General features: G+C 61.4%; 2 protein-coding genes. One reads left to right on the top strand and one right to left on the bottom strand.

The window, feature by feature from the left end:
* Positions 1-33: 33 nt before the first annotated feature.
* Positions 34-1,386, bottom strand: coding sequence for a TolC family outer membrane protein (locus KGB18_RS04345; protein WP_048395956.1), 1,353 nt, complete (start codon positions 1,384-1,386; stop codon positions 34-36).
* A gap of 359 nt (positions 1,387-1,745) precedes the next feature.
* Here KGB18_RS04345 and KGB18_RS04340 point away from each other — a divergent pair, with 359 nt between their 5' ends.
* Positions 1,746-15,587, top strand: coding sequence for a retention module-containing protein (locus KGB18_RS04340; RefSeq protein ID WP_223569443.1), 13,842 nt, complete (start codon positions 1,746-1,748; stop codon positions 15,585-15,587).
* The last annotated feature ends 4 nt before the right edge of the window (positions 15,588-15,591 follow it).

Here is a 15,591-nt window from a genome sequence, read left to right as displayed (position 1 = left end):
CACTCTTGGCTAACAATTGAAATGGGGCAGGACTCAATTCATCCCGGGCAGCTGAACCTTGGGCTTCACGTCGTTTTGCACAACGGATGCCAATGGTGCGACCACGCCCTGACTTTTGAGTAATTCGCCCATGGTCGCCTTGATTCGGTACTGAGTAAATAACTGAATGTTTTTGATCTCGGCCAGCCGACGGGAAGCGCTGAACAGCTCGTTTTCACTGTCGAGCAGATCGAGCAATGTCCGCTCGCCGAGGCTGAACTGCTTCTGATACGCGCTGCGCACACTGGCGCTGCGATCGACATATTGCTGGGCGATCGGCACCTGGGCGTTGGCGTTGTTCAGGGCATTCCAGGCCAGACCCAGTTCTTCGTTCAACACGCGCAGGGCGTTGTTGCGAATATCCAGTGCCTGGTTCGACAGGTAGGACTTGGATTCCAGATCAGCCTTGTTGCTGCCACCGGCGAACAAATTGAAGCGCATGCGCAGCATGGCCTGCCATTCATTGTTGTGACCGTTCTGGCCGTCGATATCGTTATCGGCGGTGCGACCCAATTCGGCATCGAAGCGCGGGTAGAAGCTCGACTTGGCGGCTTCGTACTGCTTCTCGGCGGCAGCGATATCGGATTCGGCGGAGCGCAGGATCGGGCTGTTTTCCAGCATCTGCGCCCGGGCTTCATTCAGGTTGGCCGGCAACAGCGCCATGAAATCGGCAGGCCGCTCCAGTTGATCGGGCATCTGGCCGACGGCGCTGAGGTAGTTGGTTTCGGCATCAGCCAGGTTGGTCTGTTCAGTAATCAGGTTGTTGCGGGCCTGGGCCATACGCGCGTCAGCCTGATCCAGGTCGGCGCCGCTACCCACGCCGCGCTGGGTGCGCAACTTGATCTGGTCAAGGATCCGTTCGTGGTTCTTCAGATTGTCTTCGGCCAGGCGCACGAATTCGCGGCGGGTCAATACATCGAGATAGACCTGAGCGACGGTCAGTCCGGTACGTTCCGAGGTGCCCAGCAAGGAATAAGCGCGAGAATTAACGGTGGCTTGTTGACGCCCCACTTCGCTGGACGTCGCAAAACCGTCAAAAACCATCTGTGACAGACGTAAACTTGACTCGCTGCGGTTCAGCGTTTCCCAGTGGTTGTTGTTACCGGCGGCACGTGTGGTGACGCTGTCGGTGCCTTCACGACCATAACCGCCCAGCAGATCGACCCTCGGCAGGTATCCACCTTTAGCGGCCTTTAACTGATAATCCGCGGCCAATCGGCTGTTAACCCCTGCCTGGATTTCCGGATGGACATCCAGCGCCTGCTGCATGGCCTGCGGGAGGCTTTGCGCCTGAACAAAGCTGGCGGCAAGGGCGAAGGGTAGAACCTTGAACAGGTGCAAACGCATAGTTGGAATTTCCCGAGACTTCTTGTCTTGAATCACTGCAGAACGTGGCGCTGCATCGGATGATGGCAACCGGAATGACCGTATGTCGGAAAGTTCAAAATCGGAACTGGATCACACGCTGTAGGACAGGTCGCCGCTTAAATATCAATGTGACATTACTGGGGCGATTGTTTAGGATGGCTCCCATAAGGTCAATAGTTTGGCATAAAGTTAATTTCGAAAAAATATAGCCAAATTATTGACGATTACCGCGTCAAAGTTATGCATCAAACATCTTAGAAAGTACGTCCAGCCCCGATCGGCGAACACGCCGAGCGGTTCATGGAGGTCAACTGAACGTGACACCCGGAGAGTCTTCAATGAGCAGTGTTGTTGCCATCGTCAAAAGCATTGTTGGTCAGGTTTTCGCGGTGTCGCCAGAAGGCATCCGCCGCGTACTCGTTGAAGGCGACCGGTTGTTGGTCGGCGATCAGGTAGACACCGGTGCCGCCGGCGCCATTACGCTCGAACTGGCTGATGGCCGCACCCTGGACCTGGGCCGCGACACTCAGTGGAGCGGCAGTGATCCGGATTCCAGCACCGACCTTGCGCAAGCCACTGCACAAGCCGCGCCATCGGTTGACGAATTGCAACAAGCCATCGCCGCCGGCGTCGACCCGACCACTGCTCTTGAAGCCACCGCAGCCGGCCCTACGGCTGCGGGCACGGGTGGTGCTGCCGGTGGTGGCCATACCTTCGTGGCCCTGGAGGCAACCGCTGCCCGGGTCGACCCGACTATCGGCTTTCCGACTGAGGGTCTCGCCACTGCCGCGTTGGCAACCCAAGACACCACCGGCGGCCAGACTGCTGATACCAGCGCCAATGCCCTGCGCGAATCGACCCTGAGCCTGAGCGCCACGCCGACCATCACCGAGGCCGGTGGCGTGCTGGTTTACACCGCGACCCTGACCCAGGCACCGCTGACCGACCTGACCATCACCTTGTCCAACGGCTCGGTGATCGTAATTGCGGCCGGCCAAACCACCGGCACCGTCAACGTTCCGCTGGCACCGAACGACACTGTTTATAACGATCCGACCCAGATCAACGTGACCGTCACCGGCACCACGGGCGGCAGCGGTATCGTGGTCACCCCGCCGACCGTTCCGGCCGTGACCCAGGTCACCGACACCGTCGACACCACCACCGTCACACTGTCAGCAGGCTCGACCGTCACTGAAGGTGGCCAGATCACCTACACCGCGACATTGACCAACCCGGCGCAGACGCCGGTCACCGTCACCTTGTCCAACGGTTCGACCATCACCATCGCCGCCGGCAACACCACCGGCAGCGTGAACGTTCCAACACCAGCCAATGACGTCTACAACAACGGCAGTACCGTCAGCACCACAATTACCGGCGCTACCGGCGGCAACTTCGAGAGCCTGGTGCCAAACCCGACTCCGGCCGTCACCACCATTACCGATTCGCCTGATACCACCACCGTCACGCTGACGGCGGGCTCGACCGTCACCGAAGGCGGTCAGATCATTTACACCGCGACCCTGACCAACCCGGCGCAGACGCCAGTCACCGTGACTCTGTCCAACGGTTCGACCATCACCATCGCCGCTGGCAACACCACCGGCAGCGTGAACGTTCCGACGCCGGCCAATGACGTCTACAACAATGGCAGCACCGTCAGCACCACGATCACCGGGACTACCGGCGGCAACTTCGAGAATCTGGTGCCGAACCCGACTCCGGCGGTCACCACCATTACCGACTCGGTCGACACTACCGGCCTGACCCTGTCCGCCACCGGCAGCGTCACTGAAGGTGGCCAGATCACCTACACCGCGACCCTGACCAACCCGGCGCAGACACCGGTCACCGTCACCTTGTCCAACGGTTCGACCATTACCATCGAAGCCGGTAAAACCACCGGCTCCGTGAACGTCGATACCCCGGCCAATGACGTCTACAACAACGGCAGCACCGTCAGCACCACGATCACTGGCGCTACCGGCGGCAACTTCGAGAATCTCGTACCGAGCACCACGCCGGCAGTCACCACCATTACCGACTCGATCGACAACACCGGCCTGAGCCTCAGCGCCACCGGCACCGTCGTCGAAGGTGGACAGATCACCTACACCGCCACCCTGACCAACCCGGCCGGCACGCCGATGACCGTGACCTTGAGCAACGGCTCGGTCATTACCATCGAAGCGGGCAAGACCACCGGCAGCGTGACTGTCGATACCGCGGCCAACGACGTCTACAACAATGGCAGCACCGTCAGCACTACGATCACCGGCACCACCGGTGGCAATTTCGAGCAACTGACCCCGAGCACCGAGCCGGCGCTCACCACCATTACCGATTCGAAAGACGACACCGGCCTGAGCCTGTCGGCGTCCACCGAAGTGGCCGAAGGTGGTCAGATTCTGTACACCGCGACCCTGACCAATCCGGCCGGTACGCCGGTCACCGTGACCTTGTCGAACGGAGCGGTGATCACCATCGCCGCCGGCGCAACCACCGGCAGCGTGAGCGTCGATGCGCCTGCCGATGATGTTTATAAAGATGCCGGCAAGGTTGAAGTGACCATCGCGGACGCCGCCGGTGGCAACTTTGAGAACCTGGTGACTGCCCCGGCAGCCGCGGTCACCGATGTGACTGACACCCTCGACACTTCGACGGTCAATCTGACGGCGACGTCTACTGTCGCTGAGGGCGGGACCGTGGTTTACACCGCGTCCGTAACTTCGCCTGTCACCGGTTCGCCAGTGGTTGTCACCCTGTCCAACGGCCAGACCATTACCATTCCGGTCGGATCGAGCAGCGGTTCTGTCGACTTCGTTGCGCCAAACGATGCGCTGGCCGGTGGCAGCTCGCTGAGCGTCAAGATCGACGATGCGAAGGGCGGAAACTACGAGAAGCTGGAAGTTGACAGCAAGTCGGCTGATACCTCGGTGACGGACACTGCGGACACCACCAATCTGTCGCTGACCGCCAGCGGTTCGGTGGATGAAGGCGGCCAGATCACCTACACGGCAACCCTGACCAATGCCGCCGGCACGCCGGTCACCGTGACCTTGTCGAACGGCGCCGTGATCACTATTGAAGCGGGCAAAACCACCGGCTCCGTGACTGTCGATGCGCCGAAGGATGACGTCTATAAAGACACCGGCACCGTCGAAGCAACCATCAAAGATGCGACCGGTGGCAACTTCGAGAATCTGGTTGCCAGCGATACACCGGTGGTGACCACCGTTAACGACACCATCGATACCAGCACCGTTTCGCTGACAGCCACCGCGAACGTCGCCGAAGGCGGCACCGTGGTTTACACCGCATCCGTGTCGGCGCCGGTCACCGGTTCGCCAGTGGTTGTCACCCTGTCCAACGGCCAGACCATCACCATCCCGGTCGGCTCGAGCAGCGGTTCTGTCGACTTCGTTGCTCCAAATGATGCGCTGGCTGGTGGCAGCTCGCTGAGCGTCAAGATCGACGATGCGAAGGGCGGAAACTACGAGAAGCTGGACGTCGACGGCAAGTCGGCGGATACCTCGGTGACCGACACCGCTGACACCACCAACCTGTCGCTGACTGCGACCGGTGCCGTGAATGAGGGCGGCCAGATCACCTACACCGCGACCCTGACCAATGCCGCCGGCACGCCGGTCACCGTGACCTTGTCGAACGGCGCCGTCATCACCATCGAAGCAGGTAAAACCACCGGCTCCGTGACCGTCGATGCACCGAAGGACGACGTCTACAAAGATGCCGGCACCGTCGAAGCAACCATCAAAGACGCGACCGGCGGCAATTTCGAAAACCTGGTGGCTAGCGACACCCCGGCAGTCACCACTGTCAACGACACCATTGATACCAGCACCGTTTCGCTGAGTGCCACCGCGAACGTCGCCGAAGGCGAAACCGTGGTCTACACCGCGACGATCGGCGCTCCCGTCACTGGTTCGCCGGTGGTCGTCACTCTGTCCAACGGTCAGATCATCACCATCCCGGTCGGCGAAACCACCGGCAGCGTGAACTTTGTCGCGCCAAACAGCCCGCTGGCGGGCGGCAGCTCCCTGAGCGTCAAGATTGACGGCGCAACGGGCGGTAATTACGAGAAGCTGGACCTCGACAGCAAGTCGGCGGATACCTCGGTGACCGACACCGCTGACACCACCAACCTGTCGCTGACTGCGACCGGTGCCGTGAATGAGGGCGGCCAGATCACCTACACCGCGACCCTGACCAATGCCGCCGGCACGCCGGTCACCGTGACCTTGTCGAACGGCGCCGTCATCACCATCGAAGCAGGTAAAACCACCGGCTCCGTGACCGTCGATGCACCGAAGGACGACGTCTACAAAGATGCCGGCACCGTCGAAGCAACCATCAAAGACGCGACCGGCGGCAATTTCGAGAACCTGGTCGCCAGCGATACACCGGCGGTGACCACCGTCAATGACACCATCGACACCAGCACCGTTTCGTTGAGTGCCACTTCGAGTGTCGCTGAAGGCGGCACCGTGGTTTACACCGCGTCCGTGTCGGCACCGGTGACCGGTTCGCCGGTGGTTGTGACCCTGTCGAATGGCCAGACCATCACCATCCCGGTTGGCTCGAGCAACGGTTCTGTCGACTTCGTTGCGCCAAACGATGCACTGGCTGGCGGCGGTTCCCTGAGCGTCAAGATCGACGATGCCAAAGGTGGTAACTACGAGAAACTGGAAGTCGACAGCAAGTCGGCCGACACCTCGATCACTGACACGTCGGACACCACCACCCTCAGCCTGAGCGCTACTGACTCGGTCGCTGAAGGCGGGTCGATTGTTTACACCGCGACCCTGACCAATGCGGCCGGGACTCCGGTCACCGTGACCTTGTCGAACGGCGCCGTGATCACCATCGCCGCCGGCGCCACCAGCGGTTCCGTGGCCGTCGATGCGCCGAAAGACGATGTCTACAAAGACGCCGGCACCGTCGAAGTCACCATCAAAGACGCCGCAGGCGGCAACTTTGAAAACCTGACCACCAGCCCAACAGCGGCGGTTACCGAGGTGACTGACACTCTCGACACTTCGACGGTCAACCTCACCGCGACCAGCACTGTGGCCGAAGGCGGCACCGTGGTTTACACCGCGTCCGTAACTTCGCCTGTCACCGGCTCGCCAGTGGTCGTCACCCTGTCCAACGGCCAGACCATCACCATCCCGGTCGGCTCGAGCAGCGGTTCTGTCGACTTCGTTGCTCCAAATGATGCGCTGGCTGGTGGCCGCTCGCTGAGCGTCAAGATCGACGATGCCAAGGGCGGTAACTACGAGAAGCTGGAAGTTGACGGCAAGTCGGCGGATACCTCGGTGACTGATACCCAGGACACCACCAACCTGTCGCTGACTGCGACCGGCACCGTGGATGAAGGCGGCCAGATCACCTACACGGCGACCCTGACCAACGCGGCCGGCACACCAGTCACCGTGACGCTGTCGAACGGCGCCGTGATCACCATCGAAGCAGGCAAAACCACCGGCTCCGTGACCGTCGACGCACCAAAGGACGACGTCTATAAAGACGCCGGCACCGTCGAAGCGACCATCAAAGGCGCGACCGGCGGCAACTTCGAGAACCTGGTCGCCAGCGACACCCCAGCGATCACGACCGTCAACGACACCATCGACACCAGCACCGTTTCGCTGAGCGCCACCGCGAACGTTGCCGAAGGCGAAACCGTGGTCTACACCGCGACGGTCAGCGCACCCGTCACCGGTTCGCCAGTGGTCGTCACCCTGTCCAACGGTCAGATCATCACCATCCCGATCGGCGAAACCACTGGCAGCGTGAACTTTGTCGCGCCAAACAGCCCACTGGCCGGTGGCAGCTCGCTGAGCGTCAAGATCGATGATGCGAAGGGCGGTAACTACGAGAAGCTGGACGTCGATGGCAAGTCGGCGAATACCTCGGTGACCGATACTGCGGACACCACAACCCTCAGCCTGAGCGCTACTGACTCGGTCGCTGAAGGCGGTTCCATCGTTTACACCGCGACCTTGACCAACGCCGCCGGCACACCGGTCACCGTCACGCTGAGCAATGGCGCGATCATCACCATCGCCGCCGGTGCAACCGCTGGCTCCGTGACTGTCGACGCGCCGAAAGACGACGTCTACAAAGATGCCGGCAAGGTTGAAGTCACGATCAAGGACGCCGCAGGCGGCAACTTTGAAAACCTGGCAACCAATCCGGCGGCAGCGGTTACCGACGTCACAGATACCATCGACACCTCGACCGTAAACCTCACCGCGACCAGCACTGTGGCAGAAGGCGGGACCGTGGTTTACACCGCATCCGTCAGCGCACCGGTCACCGGTTCGCCAGTCGTTGTGACCCTGTCCAACGGCCAGACCATTACCATTCCGGTCGGCTCGAGCAGCGCCAGCGTCAACTTCACTGCGCCAAACGATGCCCTGACCGGCGGCACCTCCCTGAGCGTCAAGATCGACGATGCCAAGGGCGGTAACTACGAGAAGCTAGAAGTTGACGGCAAGTCGGCGGACACCTCGGTTACCGATACGGCGGACACCACCACCCTCAGCCTGAGCGCTACCGATTCGGTCGCTGAAGGTGGCTCCATCGTCTACACCGCGACCTTGACCAACGCCGCCGGCACGCCGGTCACCGTGACCTTGTCGAACGGCGCCGTCATCACCATCGAAGCGGGTAAAACCACCGGTTCTGTGACCGTCGATGCACCGAAGGACGACGTCTACAAAGATGCCGGCACCATCGAAGCGACCATCAAAAGCGCGACCGGCGGCAATTTCGAAAACCTGGTGGCTAGCGACACCCCGGCGATCACTACCGTCAACGACACCATCGACACCAGCACCGTTTCGCTGACTGCCACTTCGACTGTCGCTGAAGGCGGCACCGTGGTTTACACCGCATCCGTGTCGGCGCCGGTCACCGGTTCGCCGGTGGTTGTCACCCTGTCCAACGGCCAGACCATCACCATTCCGGTCGGCTCGAGCAGTGCCAGCGTCAACTTCACCGCACCAAACGATGCGCTGGCCGGTGGCGGCTCGCTGAGCGTCAAGATCGACGACGCTAAAGGTGGTAACTACGAGAAGCTGGAAGTTGACGGCAAGTCGACCGACACCTTGATCACCGATACCCAGGACACCACTACCCTCAGCCTGAGCGCTACTGATTCGGTCGCTGAAGGCGGTTCCATTGTTTACACCGCGACCCTGACCAACACTGCCGGGACTCCGGTCACCGTCACGTTGAGCAACGGCGCTGTGATCACCATCGCCGCTGGCGCAACCACGGGCAGCGTGACTGTCGACGCACCAAAAGACGACGTCTACAAAGACGCCGGCCAAGTTGAAGTGACCATCAAGGATGCCGCGGGCGGCAACTTCGAAAACCTGGCGACCAATCCGGCGGCTGCGGTCACCGATGTGACTGACACCCTCGACACCTCAACCGTGAACCTGACCGCGACGTCTACCGTCGCCGAAGGCGGCACTGTGGTTTACACCGCGTCCGTATCGGCACCGGTTACCGGTTCGCCAGTGGTTGTCACCCTGTCCAACGGCCAGACCATCACCATCCCGGTCGGCTCGAGCAGCGGTTCTGTCGACTTCGTTGCTCCAAATGATGCGCTGGCTGGTGGCAGCTCGCTGAGCGTCAAGATCGACGATGCCAAGGGCGGTAACTACGAGAAGCTGGACGTCGACGGCAAGTCGGCGGATACCTCGGTGACGGACACTGCGGACACCACCAACCTGTCGCTGACCGCGACCGGTGCCGTGGATGAAGGCGGCCAGATCACCTACACGGCGACCCTGACCAACGCGGCCGGCACACCAGTCACCGTGACGCTGTCGAACGGCGCCGTGATCACCATCGAAGCGGGTAAAACCACCGGTTCCGTGACCGTCGATGCACCAAAGGACGACGTCTACAAAGATGCAGGCACCGTCGAAGCAACCATCAAAAGCGCGACCGGCGGTAATTTCGAAAACCTGGTGGCTAGCGACACCCCGGCGATCACTACCGTCAACGACACCATCGATACCAGCACCGTTTCGCTGAGCGCCACCGCGAACGTCGCCGAAGGCGAAACCGTGGTCTACACCGCGACGGTCGGCGCACCGGTCACCGGTTCCCCGGTGGTTGTGACCCTGTCCAACGGCCAGACCATCACCATCCCGGTCGGCGAAACCACCGGCAGCGTGAACTTTGTTGCGCCAAACAGCCCGCTGGCAGGTGGTAACTCCCTGAGCGTCAAGATTGACGGCGCAGCAGGAGGCAATTACGAGAAACTGGAAGTCGACGGCAAGTCGGCGGACACCTCGGTGACCGACACCCAGGACACCACTACCCTCAGCCTGAGCGCTACCGATTCGGTCGCTGAAGGTGGCTCCATCGTCTACACCGCGACCTTGACCAACGCCGCCGGCACGCCGGTCACCGTGACCTTGTCGAACGGCGCGATCATCACCATCGCCGCCGGTGCAACCACCGGTTCTGTAACCGTCGATGCGCCAAAGGACGACGTCTACAAAGACGCCGGCAAGGTCGAAGTCACGATCAAGGACGCTGCAGGCGGCAACTTTGAAAACCTGGCGACCAGCCCAGCGGCTGCGATCACCGACGTCACCGATACCATCGACACTTCGACCGTGAACCTCACCGCGACCAGCACTGTGGCTGAAGGCGGCACCGTGGTTTACACCGCGTCCGTCAGCGCACCGGTCACCGGTTCGCCAGTCATTGTCACCCTGTCCAACGGCCAGACCATCACCATTCCGGTCGGCTCGAGCAGCGCCAGCGTCAATTTCACTGCGCCGAACGATGCTTTGGCCGGCGGTGGCTCCCTGAGCGTGAAGATCGACGATGCCAAGGGTGGCAACTACGAGAAGCTGGACGTCGACGGCAAGTCGGCGGACACCTCGGTTACCGATACGGCGGACACCACCACCCTCAGCCTGAGCGCTACCGATTCGGTCGCTGAAGGTGGCTCCATCGTCTACACAGCCACCCTGACCAACACCGCCGGCGCACCAGTGACCGTCACGTTGAGCAACGGCGCGATCATCACTATCGCGGTCGGGGCCACCAGCGGCTCCGTGACTGTCGACGCACCGAAAGACGATGTCTACAAAGACGCCGGCAAGGTTGAAGTCACGATCAAGGACGCTGCGGGCGGCAATTTCGAAAACCTGACCACCAATCCGGCGGCTGCGGTCACCGATGTGACTGACACCATCGACACCTCGACCGTGAACCTCACTGCGACCAGCACTGTGGCTGAAGGCGGCACCGTGGTTTACACCGCGTCCGTCAGCGCACCGGTCACCGGTTCGCCGGTGGTTGTCACCCTGTCCAACGGCCAGACCATCACCATCCCCGTCGGCTCGAGCAGCGCCAGCGTCAATTTCACTGCGCCGAACGATGCCCTGACTGGTGGTGGTTCGCTGAGCGTCAAGATCGACGATGCCAAGGGCGGAAACTACGAGAAACTGGAAGTTGACGGTAAGTCAGCAGATACCTCAGTTACCGATACCCAGGACACCACCAACCTGTCGCTGACCGCGACCGGCACCGTGGATGAAGGCGGACAGATCACCTACACGGCAACCCTGACCAACGCCGCTGGCACACCAGTGACCGTCACGCTCAGCAACGGCGCCATCATCACCATCGAAGCGGGCAAAACCACCGGCTCCGTGGCCGTCGATGCACCAAAAGACGACGTCTACAAAGACGCCGGCACTGTCCAGGCAACCATCTCCACCGCCACCGGTGGCAACTTCGAAAACCTGGTGCCAAGCACGGTTCCAGCGGTTACCAGCATCACCGACACCATCGACACCTCGACCGTCACCCTGAACGCCACCGCTTCGGCAGCTGAAGGTGGCACCGTCACTTACACCGCGACTGTCGGTGCTCCCGTGACGGGCAGCCCGGTCACCGTGTCCTTGGCCAACGGTCAGACGATCACTATCGAAGTCGGTAAAACCACCGGCACCGTGACTGCCGCCGCACCGAACGACGCCTTGGCCGGTCACGCCCCGCTGACCAACTCGATCACCAGCCTCAGCGGCGGTAATTACGAGAACCTGGTAGCGGATAAAACGCCGGTCAGCACCACCGTGACCGACACCGTCGACACCACCAACCTCAGCCTGAGCGCGACCAACTCGGTCGCCGAAGGCAGCCAGATCACTTACACCGCGACCCTGACCAACGCCGCCGGCACTCCGGTGACCGTGACGCTGAGCAATGGCGCCGTGATCACCATCGACGCTGGCAAAACCACTGGCACCGTGACTGTCGATGCGCCGAAGGACGACGTCTACAAAGACGCCGGCCAAGTCGAAGCAACCATCACTGGCGCGACCGGCGGCAACTTCGAAAACCTGGTCACCAGCAATACCGCTGCGGTCACGACTGTCACCGACACGATCGACAAAACCGAAGTCAGCATCAGCGGCAGCACCTCGGTCACCGAAGGCCAGACCGCCAGCTACACCGTCAGCCTGACGCATCCGGCGCAGACCGAAGTGACCCTGAAAATCGTCTACAGCGGCACCGCTGCCGACGGTTCTGACTTCACCGGCGTGTACACCGTGAAAATCCCGGCGGGCGCCAGCAGCGCGAGCTTCGACGTTGCGACGCTGGACGACAAGCTCACCGAAGGCACCGAAAACTTCGTGGTCAAGATTGACTCGGCCAACGGTGGCAACTTCGAAAACCTCGCGGTTAGCGCTTCCAACGGCAGCGTCAGCACCTCGATCATCGACAACGATGCCGCGCCGGTTCTCGACCTGGACGCCAACAACTCCAGCGGCGCCACCGGGGCCAACTACAACGTGACCTTCACCGAAGGCACCACGGGCCAGGGCGTCTCGATCGGCGACACCGACCTGAGCATCACCGACCCGGATAGCACGCTGCTGACCGGCGCCACCATCGTGCTGACCAACCGTCAGCCGGGCGACGCGCTGAACCTGGGCAACAGCGTCAATGGCATCAGCATCAACGCCAACAGCCAGGACGGCACCGTCACCCTGACCCTGTCGGGCAACGCGACGCTGGCCGACTACATGCAGCAGATCAAAAACATCAGCTTCACCAACAGCAGTGAGGACCCGAGCACCGTGCCGCGGATCATCACCGTGACGGTGACCGATGGCAGCAACTACTCCAACACCGCGACCACCACCGTCAACGTAGTGGCTGTGAACGATGCGCCGACCGCCGCACCGGTTAACGTCACTGGCACCGAAGACACCCCGCTGATCCTCGGCTGGTCGACCTTCGGCATCAGCGATGTCGATAGCCCGGCCGCCAACCTGGGGGTGAAAATCACTCAGCTACCGGGCGAAGGTAAATTGCAGTACCTGGACGGTGCGACCTGGAAAGACGTGGCGACCAACCAGACCTTCAGCAAGGCCGATATCGACGCCGGCAAATTGCGCTTCACGCCAGATGCCAACGAATCGGGCGTCGATGGCTACGGCGGCACCAACGTGGGCAACAACCAGGCGGACTACGCGCAAATCAAGTTTCAGCCAACCGACGGTCAACTGCTGGGCAACACTGGCACGGTGAAAATCGACATCACGCCGGTTGCCGACGCGCCCTCCCTGAGCGTCGCGGACAACAGCGTCAAGTCCACCGGCCTGACCAAGGAAGTCTGGACCGGTCTGTCGGGCCTCGGCACCGATGGCAACGGCGCGTCTTCCGGCACGCTGAAATCGGTCATCGACGGCGCGGGTACACCGAACTCCAGCGGCACCGTGACCAACGTTCAGTCCGACGGCAGTGTCACGGCTGGCACGGCCTCGAAAACGTCCGGCCTGATCTACCTCGAAGCGGGCAAGACTTACACCTTCAGCGGTACCGGTGACGACAGCCTGTTGGTGACCATTGGCGGTAAAAACGTGGCCGCAATTACTTGGGGTGCGGGCGGTAACCTGAACGGTTCGTTCACCCCGACCACCAGCGGTTATTACACCCTGGACATTTACCACCATAACCAGAAGGGCCCGGGCAGCTATGACGTCAACCTGTCGGTCAACGGCGGTGCGCCGGTCGACCTCAGCAGTGCCGGTGTGCCGCTGTACACCGGCGTGGCGGATCTGGCCGCTTCTGGCGTGACGGTTTCCGACCTGCACGGCACCAATGGCGAAGGCTACTACGACGGCTACAAACTCAACGAAGGCGCCGAAGGCACCAGCGTTCACTTGTCCGCGATCAAAACGGCACTGACCGACACCGACGGCTCCGAAAGCCTGAGCGTGAAGATCAGCGGCATACCGGCGGGCTCGGTGCTCACCGATGGCGCGGGCCACACCTTCACCGCCAGCGCTACCTCTGGTGAAGCCAACGTCACCGGCTGGAACCTCGGCACGCTGACCGTCACCCCGCCGCCGTACTACAACGGCCAGTTCACCCTGACCGTCACCTCGACATCCACCGAAGCGCTCGGCGGTTCGGCGCCAAGCACCGCACAGATCCCCGTTACGGTTTACCCGGCGGTATACAACGCCATCACCGCCACCGCCGCCGATGACACCATCACCGGCACCGACGGCAACGACATCATGATTGCCGACATCGGCGGGCTGACCGTGGTGCCGGGCACCAACTACAACATCGCCTTCATGGTCGACAGCTCGGGCAGCATGAGCGCTTCTTCGATCAGCGCCGCCAAGGATTCGCTGACGGCGGTGTTCAACACCCTCAAGCAAAGCATGGGCGGCAACTCCGGGACGGTGAACATCTTCCTGGTGGACTTCGATAACCAGGTCAACAAGTCGGTGTCGGTGAACCTGAATGACCCGAACGCTCTGACTTTGCTCAAATCCGTTCTGGATTCGATGTCGTCCGGCGGTGGCACCAACTACGAGGACGTGTTCAAAACCACGGCCAACTGGTTCCAGAGTGCCGACGCACTGGCCAACACTGGCGCGAAGAACCTCACGTACTTCATCACCGATGGCAAGCCGACCTACTACCAGAGCGGCGAGCAAACCAACCCGAACTTGTTCGGCAACGTGAAGCTCGATGACGTCATCACCACCGCCAATTACAAATTGGGGCAGACCTATTCCAGCTACCTGGACAGCACTCACTACCTGACCATCGATAGCGGCGGCACCGTCACGTTGCAGACTTACAAAAACCAATGGGGCGGTCACTGGAGCAGTTCCGAGCTGGGCACCCTCCGCGCCGAGGGCAACGGCACCTACGAACTGTCCTATCGCGATGGCAATGGCAGCAGCACTGGCTCCAACGCAATTGACAACTCCACTGACAGTTTTGCATTGCTGAACAACGTGTCGACAGTAGAAGCGATCGGCCTGAACAAGGACGTCACGCTTGGCGACCTCAAGCCGTACGACTCGGATCAAACGCCACAAACCAACATCGACCCGAAAGACCTGGCCAACTCGATCATCGGCCATACCGAAGCGACGATGCCGGGTGCCGACACGGTCAATGGCGGTGACGGCAACGACCTCTTGTTCGGCGATCTGGTGAGCTTCAACGGCGTTGCCGGTGAGGGTTATCAGGCCATGCAGGCGTTCGTGGCCCAGCAGACCGGCGTCGACGCCAGCAAAGTCACCACCAGCAACGTGCACCAGTACATCACCGAGCACTACACCGCGTTCGACGTGTCCGGCGCTCACGACGGTAACGACACGCTGCTGGGTGGCGCGGGCAACGACATTCTCTTCGGCCAGGGTGGCAACGACCTCCTCGACGGCGGCAAGGGCAATGACATCCTGCTCGGCGGCAGCGGCAATGACTCGTTGATCGGCGGTCAAGGCAACGACATTCTGATTGGCGGTTCGGGTGCCGACACCTTCATCTGGAAGGCTGGCGACACCGGCAGCGACGTGATCAAGGACTTCAAGGCCAGCGAAGGCGACCGCATCGACCTGCGTGATCTGTTGCAGGGCGAAACCGGCAGCACCATTGATAACTTCCTGAAGATCTCCACGGTGGATGGTGTGTCGTCCCTGCAAGTCAGCTCTGGCGGCAAGTTCAACGGTGCCGACGCAGCAGCGGCCACCCCGGACGTGACGATCAAACTGGAAGGCAACAATTGGTCCAGCGCCAGCATCAACTCGCTGATTGCCGGCAGTGATCCGACCATTAAAGTCGATCACAACAACACCTGATCAG

Source organism: Pseudomonas sp. BF-R-26 (assembly GCF_019947395.1).
Taxonomy (GTDB): domain Bacteria; phylum Pseudomonadota; class Gammaproteobacteria; order Pseudomonadales; family Pseudomonadaceae; genus Aquipseudomonas; species Aquipseudomonas farris.
This window is presented reverse-complemented; position numbering and strand designations above follow the sequence as displayed.